Origin of the sequence: Cytobacillus oceanisediminis, assembly GCF_003182355.1 — a bacterium.
GTDB lineage: Bacteria > Bacillota > Bacilli > Bacillales > Cytobacillaceae > Cytobacillus > Cytobacillus oceanisediminis_A.
This window is the reverse complement of record NZ_QGTW01000008.1, coordinates 156,632-176,826: the sequence shown is the minus strand read 5'-3', so window position 1 is coordinate 176,826 and position 20,195 is coordinate 156,632. Positions and strand designations below refer to the sequence as shown.

The 20,195-nt window shown below is 42.8% G+C and carries 17 protein-coding genes; 16 read left to right on the top strand and 1 reads right to left on the bottom strand.

Features of this window, described 5'->3' with window-relative positions; all coding sequences use genetic code 11:
* Positions 1-5 precede the first annotated feature (5 nt).
* The 5 genes from pknB (at position 6) to spoVM (ending at position 4,540) form a co-directional block, all read left to right on the top strand.
* Positions 6-1,976, top strand: a complete 1,971-nt coding sequence (pknB, locus tag DFO73_RS16035; RefSeq protein WP_110065735.1) for a Stk1 family PASTA domain-containing Ser/Thr kinase — start codon at positions 6-8, stop codon at positions 1,974-1,976.
* 15 nt (positions 1,977-1,991) lie between these two features.
* The gene (gene rsgA, locus DFO73_RS16030; protein WP_110065734.1) at positions 1,992-2,873 is read left to right on the top strand and encodes a ribosome small subunit-dependent GTPase A; all 882 of its coding nucleotides are present in this window, start codon (positions 1,992-1,994) and stop codon (positions 2,871-2,873) included.
* Between the two features lie 3 nt (positions 2,874-2,876).
* Positions 2,877-3,527, top strand: coding sequence for a ribulose-phosphate 3-epimerase (gene rpe / locus DFO73_RS16025; protein ID WP_110065733.1), 651 nt, complete (start codon positions 2,877-2,879; stop codon positions 3,525-3,527).
* A gap of 108 nt (positions 3,528-3,635) precedes the next feature.
* Positions 3,636-4,283 carry a thiamine diphosphokinase gene (locus tag DFO73_RS16020; protein ID WP_110065732.1) on the top strand — a complete coding sequence of 216 codons (648 nt, stop codon included), beginning with the start codon at positions 3,636-3,638 and terminating at the stop codon, positions 4,281-4,283.
* Between the two features lie 176 nt (positions 4,284-4,459).
* A complete protein-coding gene (gene spoVM, locus DFO73_RS16015) occupies positions 4,460-4,540 on the top strand; it encodes a stage V sporulation protein SpoVM (RefSeq protein WP_019381739.1) in 81 nt (26 codons plus the stop codon).
* Between the two features lie 159 nt (positions 4,541-4,699).
* On the opposite strand, the gene rpmB is transcribed toward spoVM, so the two are convergent.
* Complete coding sequence (rpmB, locus tag DFO73_RS16010) at positions 4,700-4,888, bottom strand: 50S ribosomal protein L28 (protein WP_019381740.1); 189 nt, start codon at positions 4,886-4,888, stop codon at positions 4,700-4,702.
* Between the two features lie 454 nt (positions 4,889-5,342).
* Between rpmB and DFO73_RS16005 the strand changes: the two genes are divergently transcribed.
* From DFO73_RS16005 to ftsY, 11 genes are all read left to right on the top strand, one after another.
* The gene (locus DFO73_RS16005; RefSeq protein ID WP_009330806.1) at positions 5,343-5,705 is read left to right on the top strand and encodes an Asp23/Gls24 family envelope stress response protein; all 363 of its coding nucleotides are present in this window, start codon (positions 5,343-5,345) and stop codon (positions 5,703-5,705) included.
* A 16-nt stretch (positions 5,706-5,721) separates the two neighbouring features.
* A complete protein-coding gene (locus DFO73_RS16000; RefSeq protein WP_110065731.1) occupies positions 5,722-7,398 on the top strand; it encodes a DAK2 domain-containing protein in 1,677 nt (558 codons plus the stop codon).
* A 556-nt stretch (positions 7,399-7,954) separates the two neighbouring features.
* A complete protein-coding gene (gene recG / locus DFO73_RS15995; protein WP_110065810.1) occupies positions 7,955-10,003 on the top strand; it encodes an ATP-dependent DNA helicase RecG in 2,049 nt (682 codons plus the stop codon).
* Positions 10,004-10,412: 409 nt separating this feature from the next.
* Positions 10,413-10,973 (top strand): transcription factor FapR, encoded by a 561-nt coding sequence (fapR, locus tag DFO73_RS15990; protein ID WP_110065730.1) that lies wholly within the window; start codon positions 10,413-10,415, stop codon positions 10,971-10,973.
* Positions 10,974-10,994: 21 nt separating this feature from the next.
* Positions 10,995-11,999, top strand: a complete 1,005-nt coding sequence (gene plsX, locus DFO73_RS15985; protein WP_110065729.1) for a phosphate acyltransferase PlsX — start codon at positions 10,995-10,997, stop codon at positions 11,997-11,999.
* A gap of 181 nt (positions 12,000-12,180) precedes the next feature.
* Entirely contained in the window at positions 12,181-13,128 is a 948-nt protein-coding gene (gene fabD, locus DFO73_RS15980) for an ACP S-malonyltransferase (protein ID WP_110065728.1), read from the top strand.
* Positions 13,125-13,868: a 3-oxoacyl-[acyl-carrier-protein] reductase gene (fabG, locus tag DFO73_RS15975; protein ID WP_110065727.1), complete on the top strand. Its 744-nt coding sequence runs from the start codon at positions 13,125-13,127 to the stop codon at positions 13,866-13,868. The genes fabD and fabG overlap by 4 nt, the downstream gene beginning before the upstream one ends.
* 90 nt (positions 13,869-13,958) lie before the next feature.
* Positions 13,959-14,192 (top strand): acyl carrier protein, encoded by a 234-nt coding sequence (locus DFO73_RS15970; protein ID WP_009330799.1) that lies wholly within the window; start codon positions 13,959-13,961, stop codon positions 14,190-14,192.
* Positions 14,193-14,565: 373 nt separating this feature from the next.
* On the top strand, positions 14,566-15,309 hold the full coding sequence (gene rnc / locus DFO73_RS15965; RefSeq protein ID WP_110065726.1) for a ribonuclease III: 744 nt from the start codon (positions 14,566-14,568) through the stop codon (positions 15,307-15,309).
* Positions 15,310-15,503: 194 nt separating this feature from the next.
* Positions 15,504-19,070: a chromosome segregation protein SMC gene (gene smc, locus DFO73_RS15960; RefSeq protein WP_110065725.1), complete on the top strand. Its 3,567-nt coding sequence runs from the start codon at positions 15,504-15,506 to the stop codon at positions 19,068-19,070.
* Positions 19,071-19,156: 86 nt separating this feature from the next.
* On the top strand, positions 19,157-20,158 hold the full coding sequence (gene ftsY / locus DFO73_RS15955; RefSeq protein WP_110065724.1) for a signal recognition particle-docking protein FtsY: 1,002 nt from the start codon (positions 19,157-19,159) through the stop codon (positions 20,156-20,158).
* Positions 20,159-20,195: the final 37 nt, after the last annotated feature.

The window sequence follows — 20,195 nt, the reverse complement described above, 5'->3', positions numbered from 1 at the left end:
AAAAAATGATTAAAGGCAGAAGAATAAGCGGCCGCTATAAAATTCTCGATATGATTGGCGGAGGGGGCATGGCAAATGTCTACCTGGCCCATGATATGATTCTTGACCGCGATGTAGCCGTCAAAGTACTCCGGCTGGACTTTGCCGAAGATGAAGAATTTATCCGCCGTTTTCATCGTGAAGCCCAATCTGCTACCAGCTTAGCCCACCCGAATATAGTAAATATTTATGATGTTGGCGAAGAGGATTCGATCTATTATATTGTGATGGAATATGTAGATGGACAAACCTTAAAGCAATACATACAGCAAAACAGCCCGGTGCGAATTGATGAAGCGCTGGAGATTATGAAACAGCTCACTTCCGCTATATCTCATGCCCACCAAAACCATATTATCCACCGGGATATTAAACCGCATAATATTTTAGTAGACAGGCATGGAAATGTTAAAATCACAGATTTTGGCATTGCAATGGCTTTAAGTGCTACAAGTATAACCCAGACCAATTCTGTTTTGGGATCTGTTCATTACCTTTCTCCTGAACAGGCAAGGGGAGGAATGGCAAACAGAAAGTCGGATATCTACTCCCTTGGAATTGTAATGTTCGAGCTGCTGACTGGCAGGTTGCCTTTTTCAGGTGAATCTGCTGTGTCGATTGCCCTAAAGCATCTGCAATCGGAGACACCATCACTAAAAAGGTGGAATCCGTCTATACCGCAGAGCGTCGAAAATATTGTTTTAAAAGCAACGGCCAAAGATCCTTTCCACCGGTATGATACGGTGGATGATATGGAAGAGGATATAAGAACTGCGCTGGATCCAGAGCGGCTCCATGAAGAAAAATTTATGGCTCCGATTGATGATGACGCCACTAAAGCAATCCCTGTCATTACAGATGACAGGCCATATCAAAATATGGATGAGACGCTTGTCCACGCAAAAGATCCCAAGGCTGATACCCAGCCGGTTGCCAAGCAAAAGCCGGAAAAAAAGAAAAAGAAAAAGAAATGGCCGATCATTTTGGTATCAATGTTCCTGACACTTATTGTATTAGGGGTTCTGGCAGTAACTGTTCTTCCAGACCTCCTGGAGCCGAAGGATGTCCAGGTTCCCGATGTATCTGGAAAAGAAGTGGAAGATGCCGTAGCAGAGCTTGTTGCTGCAGGGTTTACCGTCAATGAATCCATTCCGATCAGCGACCCTGAAATAGAAGAAGGATTTGTGGTTAAAACGGATCCGAAAGCTGGTAGAACCGTTAAAGAAGGAACCTCCATAGACATCTATGAAAGCACTGGCAAGGAAAAGTTTGAACTATCCGACTACCAGGGCCGCGAATTTGATGAAGTGGTTCGATTGCTTGAAGGCAAAAATTTTAAAAGCATAGAAAAGACCGAAGAAAATAATGAAAGCGAGCCGGCAGGCACCATCCTCGACCAAAACTTTTCAAAAGGCGATCTAGTCGTGCCTGAGGAAACAGAATTGGTATTTACCGTCAGCAAGGGCCCTGCTCCAATCTCATTGAAGAATTTACAGGGATATAATGAAAAAGGCCTCCAGGAATATGAAGAGTCTTCAGGCTTAAAAATAGAATATGCCGAAGCTGAGTACCATGATGAAGTACCAGAAGGTCTGGTTATAAAACAAGATCCTGCACCTGGAACAAACCTGACAAGAGGCCAAAAGGTTACTGTGGTACTTTCAAAAGGTAAAGAAGAACTCCCGCCAAAAACGGTGAATGTGGATATAAACGTCCCATACCAGCCTGCTGTAGAGGGAGAGCCTCAGCATGTTCAAATATTTTTTAGGGATATGAATAATACTGGGGATGCACCGGCAGTGGATCAGTTTATTGAGGAAGATACAATCATAACTATAGATATGACTATTGCTCCGGAACAAAATGGCTTCTATAAAGTACAAATAGATGGCCAGGTTTATGAACAAAATGAAGTACCTTATCCTGAAGAATCTTAAGTAAGGAGTGTTGCTATGCCTGAGGGCAAAATTATTAAAGCCTTAAGCGGGTTTTATTATGTGTTAAGCGGTGATGAAACGATCCAGTGCCGCGGACGCGGCGTTTTCCGCAAAAATAAGGTAACCCCGCTCGTCGGTGATGAAGTGGTTTTCCAGGCCGAGAATAATACCGAAGGTTATATTCTGGAAGTGAAGGACCGGAAAAATGAACTGATCCGGCCTCCGATTGCAAATGTGGACCAGGCTATTCTTGTATTTTCCGCAGTGGAGCCCGGGTTTAGCACAACGCTTTTGGATCGGTTCCTTGTCCTGGTTGAATATAACCATATTAAGCCAATTATTTGTATTACAAAAATTGACCTGACAAATCAAAAGGAATATAAACAGATTCAGCAATATGCAGCAGATTACCGCCAGGCTGGATATGATGTCCTGCTCGCTTCCTCCGAAACGGAAGAAGGAGTCAAGGACCTTATGCCATATTTGGAAGGTGAGATCTCGGTGTTTGCCGGGCAGTCAGGTGTCGGAAAATCCTCTCTGTTAAATGTGTTAAGGCCAGATTTGGAGCTAAAAACCAATGATATATCTTCACATCTGGGCAGGGGGAAGCACACGACAAGGCATGTAGAACTTATCGAGGTAGGCAAGGGGCTTGTTGCTGACACTCCAGGATTCAGTTCTCTGGATTTCACTGATATTGAAATGGAGGAACTGAACTTTTGCTTTCCTGAAATTCAGGTGAAAAGCGAGGAATGCAAATTCAGGGGATGCCTTCATATGGCAGAGCCGAAGTGCGCAGTAAAGACAGCAAGCGAAAACGGCGAAATACCTTCCTATCGATATGAGCATTACAAAACGTTTTTGCAGGAAATAAAAGAAAGAAAGCCGAGGTATTAATTTATGGTTAAAATCGCACCTTCTATTTTATCAGCCGATTTTTCCAACTTAGGGGAAGAGATAAAGGATGTAGAACGGGGAGGAGCAGATTATATCCATGTGGATGTGATGGACGGCCATTTTGTTCCCAATATCACGATTGGTCCTTTAATTGTGGATGCTATTCGTCCAGTCACGAAGCTTCCATTGGATGTCCACCTGATGATTGAAAACCCGGATGCATATATTGAGGCATTTGCAAAAGCAGGAGCCGACTATATAACAGTACATGTAGAAGCATCCCGTCACCTGCACAGAACCGTCCATTTTATAAAGTCTTTTGGTGTAAAAGCAGGTGTGGTCCTAAATCCGGCTACTCCGGTAAATACAATAGAGCATATCATCGAAGATATCGATATGGTTCTGCTGATGTCCGTTAATCCTGGCTTTGGAGGCCAGAAATTCATTCCTTCCGTCCTTTCGAAAATTGCAGCAGTTAAGGAGATGGCAGATTCTAAAGGGCTTGAAATTGAAATCGAGGTTGACGGCGGCGTAAACGAAGAAACAGCCAAGCAATGTATCGATGCAGGAGCCAATGTCCTGGTTGCCGGATCTGCTATTTATAATCAAACAGACAGAGCCAAGGCGATTGCAGCTTTAAAAGGTTCAAGATAAAAAGAAGCCAGCTGTGCAGCAGCTGGCTTTTTTGCAAACATAAGAAAAGTTCTTAGAGCAGCTGTGAGCGCCTCTTGATGCAGCGTTTAAAATTGGAGTGAATAATTAATGAAGATAAATATTCTGGCAGGGGGACCGGAGGACCTGCTTCCGGAGCTGTCACTTTATGAAAAAGATATCGACATGTGGGTCGGTGTAGATAGGGGAGTCCTGACACTGATCCAAAATGGCATTCAGCCACAACTTGCATTTGGCGATTTTGATTCAGTGACACCGGAGGAATTGTTATTGATTAAGGGAAAAGTAAAAGAGCTAAACAGATTCAAGCCGGAAAAAGATGAAACAGACATGGAGCTTGCATTGAACTGGGCGCTCGAGCAAAGTCCTGAGAGAATACAGCTGTTCGGGGCAACAGGAGGAAGGCTTGATCACTTGTTCGCTAATGTTCAGCTTCTTATAAAGCCTGTTCTGCAAAAGAACCCTGTTCAAATTGAAATAATCGACAGAAAAAATATAGTCTATATAAAATCCGCTGGAGAGTATACGATACAAAAAAATAAAAGGTTTAAGTACATTTCTTTTATCCCGATCACCATGGAAGTAAAAGGCATTACGCTTAAGGATTTCAAATATCCGCTTGCAAATCGTACAATTCCTATTGGTTCAACACTATGTATAAGTAATGAACTTAATAACGATTATGGTACTTTTTCTTTTACTGAAGGCATATTAATGGTTGTAAGAAGCAAGGATTAATTGAAAAGCTGAAGGCGTCAGCCTATGGTGCCGGAAGCCAGACATCTGTCTAAGTTGAAATTGCTTTCTAATCATTTTAGAAATCATGAGTACTTATCTTTCATTATTTGAATAAGATAGTAAGGACGATTTAAGGACAGAATGGATGCGTAAGATCGTGAGGAGGGACACGAGTAATGAGATTTTATACAATTAAACTTCCGAAATTTTTAGGGGGCATTGTACGTGCCATGCTAGGAACCTTCAAAAAGGGCTAAACCCATACATTTCAAAAACAGATAAAAATCAGTTATCAGAGTCAAACTGGGCACCTCTTCTCGGGGTGCTTTTATTTTTTTACAGAATTGGGGAGACTGATAGTGGAGTAAAATTCCGGAAAATAAAAAGGACACCCAATAAAGGATGTCCCGAGCATATTAAACGCGCTCTACTTTACCTGATTTAAGTGCTCTTGCAGAAACCCAAACACGTTTAGGCTTACCGTCTACAAGAATACGTACCTTTTGAAGGTTAGCACCCCAAGTACGCTTGTTAGCGTTCATCGCGTGAGAACGTGCGTTACCTGAAGTTGTTTTTTTACCAGTTACAACACATTTGCGTGGCATGTATGTTTCCCTCCTTACTATACCAAAGCTGAAACTATTTTTCATGCTTTCATTTGCAATCGTCAGATTCATCCATCTGAATTAATGTGAAAATCCAGTTCGGCTTTCGACATTAAAAGATACTTTAATAATTTATCACAGAACCCTTCTTATTGCAATAGTTTGCTTTCAAGAAAATTTCCTTGACATAGGGGTAGGCAACATGAGCTATAATAGAGATGGGGAAGTATGACTTTCAAATTCACAGCCCATATAGTAAAATGTCATAAGATATGCTTAAAGCTTTGGAGTTAGGAAGAAAGCTGTCTGGCTGAAAAAAGCCGCATGTTTTTATTTTGCGGCTTAGGCATAGGGGCAGTTACAAGAGGAACGCAAGCGCTCCAGCATGAATGGGAGCGTTTGAGCGCAGTGCGCTTTTCTTAATATAAAGCAATTTCCAAAGGGGGAACGAAACATGTCCATCGAACTAAAAACTAATTTCGGGCAAATTGATATCTCAAATGACGTTATTGCAACGATTGCAGGCGGAGCAGCAGTGGACTGCTATGGCATTGTAGGAATGGCCTCTAAGAACCAAATTAAAGATGGCTTAACCGATATTCTTCGCAAAGAGAATTTCACGCGCGGAGTGATTGTGCGCCAGGAAGAAGATGAAGTACATATTGACATGTATATTATTGTAAGTTACGGAACGAAAATTTCCGAGGTTGCCCACAACGTGCAATCTAAAGTAAAGTACACCCTTGATAAAACTGTGGGGCTAAGCACAGACTCGGTAAATATTTACGTTCAGGGAGTTCGTGTAACGAACCCGTAGTGAGGAGGAAAGACTTGTGTCAAAAAAAGTTTTAGATGGGAAGCTTTTTGCCGAAATGGTTATACAAGGAGCGAACCATTTATCTGCTAATGCAAAATTAGTAGATGCATTAAACGTTTTCCCTGTTCCTGATGGAGACACTGGAACAAACATGAATTTGTCCATGACTTCCGGTGCAAAGGAAGTTAAGAATAATATTCAGGAACATATCGGAAAAGTGGGCACTGCCCTCTCTAAAGGCTTGTTAATGGGTGCCCGCGGAAACTCCGGGGTAATCCTTTCCCAACTGTTCCGCGGCTTCTCCAAAGCCATTGAGCAGAAAGCTGCTATTAATGGAAAAGAGTTTGCTGATGCCTTGAATTCCGGGGTTGAGACTGCCTATAAAGCTGTAATGAAGCCTGTAGAAGGAACGATCTTAACCGTTGCCAAGGATTCTGCCAAGAAAGCTGTACAGGCCGCAAAAAATGAAGATGATATTATTGCCATCATGGAGGAAGTTTTAAAAGAAGCAAAAGCTTCGTTAAACCGGACTCCAGACCTTCTGCCTGTTCTAAAAGAAGTGGGTGTTGTAGACAGTGGCGGCCAAGGCCTTGTTTTTGTCTATGAGGGATTCCTTGCAGAGCTTAAAGGCGAGAAACTTCCGGATACACCGGCTGCTCTTCCGAAGATGGATGACCTGGTAAGCGCGGAACATCACAAAAATATTCATAGTTTCATGAACACTGAAGATATTGAATTCGGCTATTGCACTGAGTTTATGGTGAAGTTTGAAGGTGAAAAGCTATCTGCCAGCCCTTTCTCAGAGGAAAAATTCCGCCAGGATTTAAGCCAATATGGTGATTCTCTGTTAGTTATCGCAGATGAGCAGCTAGTAAAAGTACATATTCACTCCGAGCAGCCTGGCGATTGCTTAACGTATGGCCAGCGCTACGGGAGTTTAATCAATATGAAGATTGAGAATATGCGCCAGCAGCATACAAATTTGGTAGAAGATGTCCAGACACCTTTAGCTGCCGAAACAAAGCCGAAAGAAAAGCAAGAGTACGGTATTGTTACGGTATCTATGGGAAGAGGAATCGCTGATCTTTTCCGCAGCATCGGGGCGCATGCAGTCATTGAAGGCGGCCAAACGATGAATCCAAGTACGGAGGATATCGTGAAAGCCATCAAAGAAGTGAATGCAAAGAAAGTCATTATTTTGCCAAACAATAAAAATATTATCATGGCAGCACAGCAGGCTGCGGAAGTGACAGAGGAAGAAGCAGTAGTTGTACCTTCAAAAACTGTCCCTCAAGGAATGGCGGCGCTTCTTGCCTTTAATCCAGGTGCAAACATTGAGCAAAACGAGGAAGGCATGACAGATGCCCTTCAGCATGTTAAAACCGGCCAGATCACATTTGCTGTCCGCGATACGAGCATTGACGGACTTGAAATTGAAAAAGATGATTTCATGGGCATAGCCGATGGGAAAATAGTTGTAAAAAACAAAGATAGAGTGCAATCCGCCAAAGACCTTCTTGATCAAATGATCGACGAAGACTCTGAAATCTTAACCATTTTAAAAGGTGAAGATGCCGCAGAGGAAGAGGTAGACGCACTGATCAGCTATGTTGAGGAAAAGTATGAAGATGTCGAAGTGGAAGTGCATGATGGCAAACAGCCTCTATACTCTTTCATCTTCTCAATTGAATAATAATGACAAAAGCGAGGGCATTGCCTTCGCTTTTTGCCTGTTTAAAAAGCTTGATTTTCTTGCCGCACAGGGAATATTAAGCTGTGTTAAAGGGCAGTGTTGTTTTGGGCACTTTGTTGATTGGAGCGGAAGGCGCGAGATCCTCGAAAAGGCATTCGCTTTCCCTCGTGCGGTGTGTCTTCGACGATGTTTATTCAAAGTCCTGCGGGAGTGCGGATCAATGGGAGACCCCTCAGGCTTAATGCTTGAGGAAGCTTCCTGACCGCCCGCGGAAAGAGAGCTTTGTGAGCGGAAATCAACAGGCAACCTTTACAAAGCAAATTATTCAAAAATATGCAAGGGAATTATTCTGAAAGCACAAGGGTGTTCAACTGACGTAAGCCTGAAATTAATGCTTGAGAGTGATTCATTTATTTGCATATTCAAATAAAAATGTGCTAGGTATAAATTAGGCATTTTAATGCCTGCAGAACAAAAGAAACTGCGCAGGGAGGGTTGGCGGTCTGCCTTTGAAGACAGATACATTAAATTTTAATTGGCATTCTGCTCAATAAACGTGAATCAAAACTTAAACCAGTCTGTTACGGCTGTTAAAGGTATAGGCGAGGAAACAGCAGAATCACTGGCCGAAATGAATATAAATACTGTCAGGGACTTGCTTGAGCATTTTCCATACAGGTACGAGGATTACAGGCTAAAGGATCTCGCTGACATCAAACATGATGAAAGAGTGACCGTGGAAGGGAAGGTTCACAGTGAGCCCTCTCTTGTCTATTATGGAAGAAAACGTTCGAGGCTAACGGTCAGGGTACTTGTCGGCCGATACCTTATCCAAGTAGTCCTGTTCAATCAGCCATATTTAAAAAATAAAATCGCTTTGAATGAAAAGGTAACAGTTACAGGCAAATGGGACCAGCACCGCCAGGTCATTACGGCGAATGAGTTGAAAGTTGGCGCAGCCTCTAATAACAAAGATTTTGAACCTGTTTATGCCGTTAAGGGCAAAATAACAGTTAAAGGAATCAGGCGCTTTATCAATCTTGCTTTCTCCCAATACGGGAATGAGATCGAGGAAACATTGCCTGAACGTTATTTATTGCAATATAGGCTTCTTAATAGAAGAGATGCAATGAGATCCCTTCACTTTCCGGCAAATGAAAATGAGCTGAAGCAGGGAAGGCGTCGTTTCGTCTTTGAAGAATTTTTCTATTTTCAATTAAAAATGCAGGCACTGCGAAAGATTGAAAGAGAGCTGTCAAAGGGGATTGTACAAGCCTATAATCTTACTTGGTTAATGGAATTTATTGATTCTTTGCCTTTTTCATTAACCAGCGCTCAAAAAAGGGTTGTAAACGAAATCCTGGCCGACTTGAAATCTCCATACCGTATGAACAGGCTTCTTCAGGGGGATGTAGGTTCGGGCAAAACCGCCGTGGCAGCCATAGCGCTATTTGCCAGCAGAACAGCAGGTTTCCAGGGAGCTTTGATGGTTCCGACAGAGATATTGGCAGAGCAGCATGCTGAATCTTTAAAAGCCATGCTTGAGCCATTTGAATTACGCTGTGAACTGCTTACTAGCTCAGTAAAGGGAAAGCGTAGAAGAGAAATTCTCCATCAGCTAAAAGAAGGCGAAATTAATGTCCTTATAGGAACCCATGCACTTATCCAGGAAGAAGTGGAGTTTGCAAGACTTGGATTGGTCATAACGGATGAACAGCATAGATTCGGTGTTGGCCAGCGCCGAATTCTGAGGGAAAAAGGGGAAAATCCCGATGTACTATTCATGACTGCTACTCCTATTCCAAGAACTTTGGCGATCACCGTCTTTGGAGAAATGGATGTATCCATCATCGATGAAATGCCCGCAGGTCGAAAAGCAATTGAAACATATTGGGCCAAGCCGGAAATGCTTGACCGGGTTCTGGGCTTTATGGAGAAAGAACTTTCAGCGGGCCAGCAGGTATATGTAATATGCCCCCTTATTGAAGAATCAGATAAACTGGATGTCCAAAATGCTATTGATGTCCATGCTACTTTGATGCACCATTTCCATGGCCGATACGATGTCGGGCTAATGCATGGAAGGCTGCATCCTGAAGAAAAAGAACACGTCATGAAGGCTTTCAGCAAGAATGAAATTCAGGTTCTTGTTTCCACTACAGTTGTTGAGGTTGGCGTAAATGTTCCCAATGCTACCATGATGGTTATCTATGATGCAGAAAGATTTGGGCTTGCGCAGCTCCATCAGTTAAGGGGAAGAGTTGGCCGAGGAGATAAGCAATCTTTTTGCATTCTCCTTGCCGATCCGAAATCTGAAGTAGGAAAAGAGCGCATGAAAATCATGACGGAAACAAATGATGGATTTGCACTCAGTGAAAAAGATTTGGAACTCAGGGGTCCCGGAGACTTTTTTGGAAAAAAACAAAGCGGCCTGCCAGAGTTTAAAGTTGCGGATATGGTCCATGATTACCGCGCACTTGAAACTGCCAGAAACGATGCCGCTGCCCTAGTCGAATCAGATGAATTTTGGCACTCCGATGAATACCTGCCATTGAGGAATTATTTAAGGGAAACAGGAGTACTTGAAGGAGAAAAGCTAGATTAATGGCAAGGTTTGTATCCACCATAAAAGGGGACCGATTGTTCCGATTTAAATAAGGTAGATTACAGAATCAGTTAACACGGGTGGGCCACATAATTTTAAGTGGTCTACCCGTTACATACATCAGATAAAAGCGAGCAGAAATAGCATCAAAAGCTCATATAAAGTCTTTTCCCCGGAGAGAAAAACCAGCAGAAATGCCATAGTAGAAAATAATGCCGGTTCGCAAGGTAAATCTATTCTCAACCCGTAAACGAAGCCCTTTTCAGTCAAAGCAGATGGCAATTATTTTTCATCTTCCAAAGAACATGAACGATGCAGATTGCAGAAAAGTTCTTTCTTGCAATCTGCTTTTTTTGATTATATACTACTATTAGTACCTAGTCTTAATATCTCGGACGGTGGGATTTTTATGAAAAAAAATAAAAAAGAGCGCCAGCAATTATTAACGGACACAATAAAAGAGAACCCTTTTGTTACGGATGAAGAGCTAGCTGAAAAATTTTCAGTAAGCGTCCAGACGATCAGGCTCGATCGCCTTGAATTATCCATTCCTGAATTGCGCGAACGGATCAAGCATGTAGCTGAGAAAAGGTTCGAGGATGAAGTCCGTTCTTTGCCAATAGAAGAAATAATCGGTGAAATAATAGATATAGAATTGGATAAAACGGCTATTTCCATTTTTGATGTAAAGGAAGAGCATGTTTTTAAAAGAAATCAAATAGCCCGCGGACACCATATGTTTGCACAGGCCAACTCACTGGCGGTGGCTGTAATAAACGATGAGCTTGCTTTAACGGCAAAAGCAAATATTCAATTTACAAGGCCAGTAAGATTGAATGAACGTGTTATCGCTAAAGCCAAAGTACTGACAATCGACAAAGGCAGCGGCAGGACGATTGTCGAGGTCAATAGCTTCGTCAACAATGAATTGGTTTTTAAAGGCGAATTTGATATGTTCAGAAAAAAATAAAGACTAAAAGGATGAATCATCATGAAAGTTGCAATTGATGCAATGGGAGGCGACAACGCTCCGAAGGAAATTGTTCTGGGAGCGATGAAAGCTGCAGCAGAGTTTAAGGATGTTCATATCACCCTGGTTGGGGACGAGTCGAAAATTAAAGAACACTTTACACCTCATGAACGGATAGAAATTTTACATACGAATGAAGTCATATTGCCGGATGATGAACCAGTAAGGGCAGTCCGGAGAAAGAAGAATGCATCGATGGTGCTGGCAGCCCAGCTCGTATCAGACGGTAAAGCCGATGCTTGTATATCAGCAGGCAACACGGGTGCCCTAATGGCTGCAGGCCTTTTTGTAGTAGGAAGAATTGAAGGGATTGAACGACCGGCATTATCACCAACGCTTCCAACCATTGGCGGGGAAGGTTTCCTGCTGCTGGATGTAGGAGCAAATGTGGATGCAAAGCCTGAACATCTTCTCCAATATGCAATTATGGGGTCCATTTATACGGAAAAGGTACGTGGAGTATCCAATCCCAGGGTCGGCCTTTTAAATATTGGAACAGAAGAGAAAAAAGGAAATGAACTAGCTAAAAACACCTTCGATCTCCTGAAGCGGGCTGATATTAATTTTATCGGCAATGTGGAAGCACGCGATTTGCTAGAAGGTGCTGCCGATGTTGTAGTAACAGATGGATTTACCGGAAATATGGTGCTTAAAACAATTGAGGGCACAGCGCTTTCTGTTTTTAAAATGTTAAAAACAACTTTGACAAGCAGCTTTAAGACCAAACTGGCAGCAGCTGCTTTAAAGCCTGACTTATATGAGCTTAAATCCAAAATGGATTATTCTGAATATGGCGGAGCCGGATTGTTCGGGCTAAAGGCACCGGTAATTAAGGCGCATGGCTCTTCTGATGCGAATGCTTTATATAATGCAGTACGGCAGACTCGGAATATGGTTGAAAACGATGTGGCCGAAACAATCAAGGCAGCTGTTGAGAAAGAAGCGGGCAAAGCTGCTATTAATTAATAGGCCGTGTTAAAGCTTAATGTTCATTTTAGCACCCTGTTGATTGGATCGTGACCCCGCAGGCAGGTGCGAATGCGCCGAGGAGCTTCGGGCCGCCTGCGGTTCGCTGAGTGCCTGGAGCGGAATCAGCAGGCAAAATTAACAGAGCCAAATAATATAATTAAATTTAGGGGGAAGCGCTATGGGTAAAATCGCCTTTTTGTTCCCTGGTCAGGGATCACAGACTGCAGGAATGGGAAAAACATTAGCTGAACAAGATGAGAAGGTAAAATCCTTTTTCGAAAATGCTGATCAGAAACTGGAATTTTCACTCTCCTCACTTATATTTGAAGGGCCTCAGGACAAGCTGACATTAACAACAAATGCTCAGCCTGCGCTGCTGACAACAAGCATTGCTATTCTGGATTATTTTAAAAGATCTGGCGTTACACCTGATTATGTAGCAGGCCACAGCCTTGGCGAGTATACAGCACTGGTTGCTGCAGGGGCTATTTCCTTTGAAGATGGCGTATATGCTGTCCGAAAAAGAGGAGAATTTATGGAAGAAGCTGTTCCGAATGGGGAAGGCACCATGGCTGCAGTGTTAGGCCTTGACAGGGACAAGCTGACTGCTGTGACAGAGGAGGTAACCAAAGAAGGGAATCCTGTGCAGCTGGCAAACTTGAATTGTCCTGGCCAAATCGTTATTTCTGGCTCCAGAGCAGGTGTTGAACAAGCTTCCGAAAAGGCTAAAGTAGCAGGGGCCAAACGCGTGCTTCCTTTAGACGTAAGCGGGCCTTTCCATTCCGAGCTTATGAAGCCTGCTGCGGAGAAGTTCAAACAGATTTTGGATGAGATTGAAATAAAGGATGCTGCTGTACCCGTTATTGCAAACGTTACTGCATCAGAAATGACATCCGCGTCCGAGATTACCAGCAGATTGATTGAGCAATTATATTCTCCAGTACTCTGGGAGGACTCCATCCGCAAAATGGTAGATCTTGGAGTCGATGCTTTTATAGAAATAGGACCTGGAAAAGTATTGTCAGGATTGGTTAAAAAGGTTGATCGTTCCCTAAAAACCTATGCGGTTTCAGATGCAGAAACCTGTCAGGCAGTACTAGAGTCCTTAAAGGAGGAACTACGATGAAGTTGGAAGGAAAAGCAGCGTTGGTTACAGGTGCTTCCCGTGGGATTGGCAGGGAAATCGCTCTTGGCCTTGCAAAGCAGGGTGCTGATATTGCGGTTAACTACTCAGGAAGCGAAACAAGAGCAAATGAAGTAGTTGATGAAATCAAAGCATTGGGCAGAAATGCATTTGCTGTGCAGTGCGATGTTTCCAATAGTGAGTCTGTGGCTAACATGGTGAAGGAAACAATTGAAAAGTTTGGCAAGCTTGACATTCTTGTCAATAATGCCGGTATAACAAAAGACAATCTGATCATGAGAATGAAGGAAGACGAGTGGGATGATGTTATTAACATAAATCTCAAAGGGGTATTCCTTTGTACCAAAGCTGTAACAAGGCAGATGATGAAGCAGCGCAGCGGACGCATTATCAATATTTCCTCCATTGTAGGGGTAAGCGGAAATCCTGGCCAAGCTAACTATGTGGCTGCGAAGTCCGGGGTGATTGGCCTGACAAAAACATCCGCCAAGGAGCTTGCATCAAGAGGGATTACGGTTAATGCGATTGCCCCGGGTTTTATTACAACTGACATGACTGATAAGCTAAACGAGGAAGTAAAAGACCAAATGCTTAAACAAATTCCGTTAGCACGTTTTGGGGATCCGTCTGATATTGCAAATGTAGCAGTATTTCTTGCTTCCGAAGACAGCCGCTATATGACAGGGCAAACCCTACATGTAGATGGCGGAATGGTTATGTAATTGTAATAGGCTTGTAATGCAAAATTTCTTATAAAACCTTTTATTAATTGATTAAAATACTCTATAATACTTGAGGGGAGGTGAACAAGCATGGCAGAAGTATTAGAACGTGTAACAAAGATCATCGTAGACCGTCTTGGTGTTGAGGAGTCTGAAGTAAAATTGGAAGCTTCTTTCAAAGATGATCTTGGCGCTGATTCCCTTGATGTAGTAGAATTAGTTATGGAATTAGAAGATGAGTTCGATATGGAAATTTCTGACGATGACGCTGAAAAAATCGCAACAGTCGGTGACGCTGTAAATTACATAAAAGCTAGCCAATAATCGTTAGGTGAACCAAACTCTGCAGTGAGGGACTCCCCCTCGCTGCAGCAATTTTAACAGTGGATGTTTACTGTCCGTTGTTACCTGTTGCATTGGCCAGAAGCTGCATTCATGCCAACGCGGTATCCGCCAGTTTCATCAGGTGGCTGCGGACAGTAAATATGTTTCAACAAAAGCTCCGTTTGATAACGGGGCTTTCTTCTGTGAAAAATGGATTATCGGAATTAACTTGTAATGGTTGGTAAAAAGCACTCGAGTTTTTTTGCGTTTTTCATCTTTATTACGTAAACTTAGGGAAGACCATGTTAAACTCTATCTTTAACGATGATACAAAGAAAGCAAGAATATAATATGTTAGCAAGGTGGATGCATTATGCGCAGTAACAATAAAGACAAGGAAAGAAAATCATTTCGCGCAATCGAAAAGCAATTTAAAGATTTTCAGGCAAAGCTAGGAATTCAATTTGAAAATGAAAAGCTTTTAAAACAAGCTTTTACCCATTCATCTTATGTGAATGAGCATCGGAGAAAACCCTACGAGGATAATGAAAGGCTTGAATTTTTGGGAGATGCGGTACTGGAATTGACAGTTTCTAAATTCCTTTACCTGAAATATCCTATGATGAGCGAAGGAGAATTAACTAAATTGAGGGCGGCTGTTGTTTGTGAGCCATCCCTGGTTTCTTTTGCCCATGAATTATTCTTCGGAGATCTTGTCCTGCTAGGAAAAGGAGAAGAAATGACAGGCGGAAGAGCTCGTCCTGCACTGCTTGCAGATGTTTTTGAAGCTTTTGTCGGTGCCTTGTATTTGGATAAAGGGTTGGATACGGTTGTCGGCTTTTTGGAAAAAGTCGTTTTTCCAAAAATCGATTCAGGTGCTTTTTCGCATGTGATGGATTTTAAGAGCCAGCTGCAGGAGCTGGTCCAGCGTGATGGTGCAGGTTCAATTGAATATAAAATTCTTCAGGAAAAAGGGCCTGCTCATAATCGTGAATTTGTTTCCACCGTTTCCTTGAATGGCAGGGAACTTGGAACAGGCACAGGGCGGTCAAAGAAGGAAGCCGAACAGCATGCTGCCCAAATGGCTCTGGAAGTATTGAAGAACCATATAAAGTGAAACTTTAATCAGCGGAGGACCTTTCCGCTGATGTTAGTTGAACCAATCGGGCCTCATGGGCAGTTGTGCCCCACTAAAAATTAGTTATATTACAGATATTAGGTCATGAGTGGGGGTTACTGTCCGTTATACCCGATAAAGTGAACTCTGACAGCTAAGAATGGAGACTCGGAGGAGACAGAGGGGGAGCAAAGTTGTTTTTAAAACGGCTTGACGTAGTTGGATTTAAGTCATTTGCTGAAAGAATCACAGTTGATTTTGTTCCGGGTGTCACTGCTGTTGTGGGTCCGAATGGAAGCGGTAAAAGCAATATAACGGATGCCATCCGCTGGGTATTGGGCGAGCAATCGGCTAAATCCCTTCGTGGAGCTAAAATGGAGGATGTCATTTTTGCTGGCAGCGATTCCCGAAAAGCGCAGAACTTTGCAGAGGTTACCTTGACACTTGATAATGGTGATCAAGGATTGCCGATTGAATACAGTGAAGTTAGTGTGACAAGAAGGGTTTACCGTTCAGGAGACAGCGAATATTTAATCAACAAGCAAACTTGCAGACTTAAAGACATTGTGGATTTATTTATGGATTCCGGCCTGGGGAGAGAAGCTTTTTCGATCATAAGCCAGGGCAGGGTTGAAGAAATTTTAAACAGTAAAGCGGAAGAACGCCGCACCATATTTGAAGAAGCAGCAGGCGTTCTTAAGTATAAAACAAGAAAGAAAAAAGCGGAAAGCAAGCTTTCTGAAACACAGGATAATTTAAACCGTGTTAATGATATTCTGCATGAACTTGAAAGCCAGGTAGAGCCTTTAAAGATTCAGGCTTCGATTGCAAAGGATTTTTTGCAGCAGAAGGAAGAATTGGAGAAAATAGAGGTTGCTCTTACTGTCTATGAGATAGAAGACCTGCATTCAAAATGGGAGCAGCTTTCTCGCCAGCTTGAACAGCATACAGAGGACGAAATGAAACTTTCCTCAGTCCTGCAGAACAAAGAAGCGAAAACGGAGGAATTAAAAGACCATATCGCTGCCCTCGATGAGTCGGTGAATGATTTGCAGGAGGTCCTCCTTCATGCCAGTGAAGAGCTTGAAAAGCTTGAAGGCAGAAAAGAAGTACTGAAAGAACGAAAGAAAAATGCAAACCAAAATAAAGGTCAGCTTCAAAGTAACATGGAAGAACTGGCTTTGAAAATAACCGGCATGAGAGAGCAAATAGAAAAACAAGCAGCTCTTAAGGAGAAGGTAAAGGCTGAGGCGCTTAAGCTTCAAAAGGCATTAAAAGAAAAGCAGGAGCAGCTTAAGCTTTTTAGTGAAAATACGGAAGAAAAGATAGAATCGCTTAAAAGTGATTATATCGAAGTACTTAACTGCCAGGCAGCTTCCAGAAATGAATTGCAAAATATTGAGCAGCAGCTGAGCCAGCAGGGACAGCGGAGCTCCAAACTTGAAATGGACAATGAAAAGTACATTGCCGAGCGCATGAAAATTGAAGATAAAAAGAAAGCTATTCAGTCAAATCTCGAGGACCTGCAGAAGGAATTAGAGGGGCATGTCCAACTTTTCCGCAATGAAGATCGTAAGCTTGAATCTTTGAAAAATAATTATCAAAAGCAGGAAAAGACCTTGTATCAGGCATATCAATACCTGCAGCAGGCTAAATCAAGGCAGGAAATGCTTGAAGAGATGGAAGAAGATTATTCTGGCTTTTTCCAGGGGGTAAAAGAGGTCCTGAAGGCACGCGGGAACAAGCTCCAGGGGATTGAAGGAGCGGTTGCCGAATTGATTCAGGTGCCAACGGAGTACGGAACCGCGATTGAAACGGCACTGGGCGGAGCCATGCAGCATATTATTGTCCAGACTGAACAGGATGGCCGAAATGCGATTCAATACCTGAAGAAGAACTCATTTGGCAGAGCAACTTTCCTCCCGTTAAGTGTAGTAAAAGGCAAAAAGTTAAATTCCGGCCAGTTGCAATCTGTGAAAGCACACCCAGCTTTTATTGGCGAAGCAGCTTCACTAATTCAGTTTGAAGGCAAACATCAGCCTGCAATTGAAAATTTGCTGGGCAATGTTGTCATTGCAAGGGATTTAAAAGGAGCCAATGAGCTGGCAAAACTGCTTCAGTATCGTGTGAGGCTTGTAACTGTCGAAGGAGATGTGGTCAACCCAGGCGGTTCCATGACAGGCGGAGCTGTAAAACAAAAAAGCTCTTCGATTTTATCCCGTAAAGGCGAGTTAGAGGAGCTGAAAGACCGGATTGCCGACATGGAATCCAAGACAGCCAACCTCGAAAAACAAGTGAAGCTGCAAAAAAGCGAGATTCAAAAACAGGAAGCCCATATTGAAAAGCTCAGAAAAGCAGGTGAAGAGCTTCGCATGAAGGAACAAGCCTTTAAAGGCGACCTTCTGGAAGTAGAATTTGAGGAGAAAAGCATTAATGAACGCTTGTCTCTTTATGATATGGACAAGGCCCAGTTTTCTGAAGACAGGGAAAAGCTTTTAAACAGAAAGAATGAGCTCGCATCTATATTGGGAGAACAGCAAAAACAAATAGCCAATCTGGATGAGGAAATAAAAGCTTTAACCGATAGAAAAAACACCCAGCAAACATCAAAGGAAACACTGGTCTCCGAAATCAATGAGCTTAAGATCGGGTACGCTTCAAAAAGCGAACAGCTGAAACATGCCGAAGATAAGCTGGCAGCAATGACCACCGAACTTGCTTTTAATGAAGATAAACTGAAGACGGTTAAAGAGGATTTGGAGCTTTTATCATCGGAAATGACAAACAGCTCTTCCGGAGAACAGCATTTGGAAGAAGCTGCACAGCAAAAGCTCAAAGAAAAAAACGAAACGCTCGAATTGATTGCATCAAGGCGGGAAGAGCGGCTAAAACTTCAAACAGCTTTGGAGGACCTCGAGCTGGAGACTAAGGAGTTGAAGCGCCAGCACAAAGGCATGGCTGAAGTGCTGAAGGACGAAGAAGTGAAGCAAAATCGCCTGGATGTAGAGCTTGAAAATAGGCTAAACCATTTAAGAGAAGAATACCTGCTTTCCTTTGAAGCGGCTAAAGAAGAATACCCGCTTTTAATCGAAGTGGACGAAGCGCGTAAAAAGGTAAAACTGATTAAATTGGCCATTGAAGAGCTGGGAGCTGTGAATCTTGGGGCAATAGAAGAGTACGAACGTGTTTCAGAACGCTATGAATTCCTGCTCGAACAGAAAACGGATCTTCAGGAAGCAAAGGACACATTATTCCAGGTTATAGATGAAATGGATGTAGAAATGAAAAGGCGCTTTGAAGAAACCTTTGAAGGAATTCGTTTCCATTTTGAGTCTGTTTTTCAATCATTATTCGGCGGTGGAAGAGCAGACCTAAGGCTGACTCAGCCCGATGACTTATTGAATACAGGGGTGGAAATTGTGGCACAGCCTCCAGGCAAAAAGCTGCAGAACCTCGGCCTCTTATCAGGGGGAGAAAGGGCGCTGACCGCTATCGCACTCCTATTCTCAATCCTCAAAGTCCGTCCGGTTCCGTTCTGTATTCTTGATGAGGTTGAGGCAGCGCTGGATGAAGCGAATGTACAAAGATTCAGCCAGTACTTAAAAAGATACAGCGATGAAACCCAATTTATTGTCATCACCCATCGAAAGGGAACAATGGAAGAAGCGGATGTCCTTTATGGTGTTACCATGCAGGAATCAGGAGTGTCAAAGCTCGTATCTGTACGGCTTGAAGAAACGAAAGAATTAATCCCTCAATAGCATTATTTGCATTATTTGTGGAGCAGCATTTTAAAAAGCTGTTCCATGCCCATACATATTAAAGCTCTTAAAAAGGAAGTGAGAAGATGAGTTTTTTTAAGAAATTAAAAGAAAAAATCACCAAGCAAACAGATACTGTTACTGATAAATTTAAAGATGGATTAACCAAAACACGTGATAACTTCTCAAATAAGGTAAATGACCTAGTATCCAGATACCGTAAAGTTGACGAAGAATTTTTCGAAGAACTGGAAGAGATCCTAATTCAAGCGGATGTCGGTTTTGACACTGTAATGGAATTGGTGGAAGAGCTAAGGCGTGAAGTCAAGCGAAAAAATATCCAGGACCCTCGCGATGTACAAGCTGTCATTTCAGAGAAGCTTGTGGAAATATATGAAGGAGCTGGCGAAGTCTCTACTGAATTAAATATTCAGCCTGATGGGCTTACAGTTATCTTATTTGTCGGTGTTAATGGTGTTGGGAAAACCACTACCATCGGCAAGCTTGCCCATAAGTTCAAAAATGAAGGCAAAAGCGTCTTGCTTGCCGCAGGCGATACCTTCCGCGCTGGAGCGATCGAACAGCTTGAAGTGTGGGGAGAACGTGTCGGAGTTGATGTAATCAAGCAGGGAGCAGGTTCTGACCCGGCTGCAGTCATGTTTGATGCAGTCCAATCTGCAAAATCGCGCAAAGCGGATATTTTGATATGCGATACAGCAGGACGTTTGCAAAATAAAGTAAACTTGATGAAGGAATTGGAAAAGGTCAAGCGTGTCATTGAAAGGGAAGTTCCTGGCGCTCCGCACGAGGTATTGCTGGTACTGGACGCAACCACTGGACAAAATGCTATGATCCAGGCGAAAACCTTTAAAGAAGCAACAGATGTTTCAGGCATTGTCCTTACCAAGCTGGATGGCACAGCAAAAGGCGGAATTGTTCTCGCCATCAGAAACGAACTGGAAATCCCGGTTAAATTCGTGGGACTTGGCGAAAAAATGGATGATCTCCAGGAATTCAATGCAGAACAATACGTTTACGGCCTTTTTGCCGACGTGGTCGAAAAAGAAGCAGAAGAGGAAGAAGAATAAGATTTGGAAAAACAGCCGGAGAGAGTTCTATGGCTGT

What these genes read in the sequence shown, in the direction of transcription:
- pknB (WP_110065735.1), top strand. Translation starts at nt 6, where the DNA reads ATGATTAAAGGCAGAAGAATAAGCGGCCGCTATAAAATTCTCGATATG.
- rsgA (WP_110065734.1), top strand. Translation starts at nt 1,992, where the DNA reads ATGCCTGAGGGCAAAATTATTAAAGCCTTAAGCGGGTTTTATTATGTG.
- rpe (WP_110065733.1), top strand. Translation starts at nt 2,877, where the DNA reads ATGGTTAAAATCGCACCTTCTATTTTATCAGCCGATTTTTCCAACTTA.
- DFO73_RS16020 (WP_110065732.1), top strand. Translation starts at nt 3,636, where the DNA reads ATGAAGATAAATATTCTGGCAGGGGGACCGGAGGACCTGCTTCCGGAG.
- spoVM (WP_019381739.1), top strand. Translation starts at nt 4,460, where the DNA reads ATGAGATTTTATACAATTAAACTTCCGAAATTTTTAGGGGGCATTGTA.
- rpmB (WP_019381740.1), bottom strand. Translation starts at nt 4,888, where the DNA reads ATGCCACGCAAATGTGTTGTAACTGGTAAAAAAACAACTTCAGGTAAC.
- DFO73_RS16005 (WP_009330806.1), top strand. Translation starts at nt 5,343, where the DNA reads ATGTCCATCGAACTAAAAACTAATTTCGGGCAAATTGATATCTCAAAT.
- fapR (WP_110065730.1), top strand. Translation starts at nt 10,413, where the DNA reads ATGAAAAAAAATAAAAAAGAGCGCCAGCAATTATTAACGGACACAATA.
- plsX (WP_110065729.1), top strand. Translation starts at nt 10,995, where the DNA reads ATGAAAGTTGCAATTGATGCAATGGGAGGCGACAACGCTCCGAAGGAA.
- fabD (WP_110065728.1), top strand. Translation starts at nt 12,181, where the DNA reads ATGGGTAAAATCGCCTTTTTGTTCCCTGGTCAGGGATCACAGACTGCA.
- fabG (WP_110065727.1), top strand. Translation starts at nt 13,125, where the DNA reads ATGAAGTTGGAAGGAAAAGCAGCGTTGGTTACAGGTGCTTCCCGTGGG.
- DFO73_RS15970 (WP_009330799.1), top strand. Translation starts at nt 13,959, where the DNA reads ATGGCAGAAGTATTAGAACGTGTAACAAAGATCATCGTAGACCGTCTT.
- rnc (WP_110065726.1), top strand. Translation starts at nt 14,566, where the DNA reads ATGCGCAGTAACAATAAAGACAAGGAAAGAAAATCATTTCGCGCAATC.
- ftsY (WP_110065724.1), top strand. Translation starts at nt 19,157, where the DNA reads ATGAGTTTTTTTAAGAAATTAAAAGAAAAAATCACCAAGCAAACAGAT.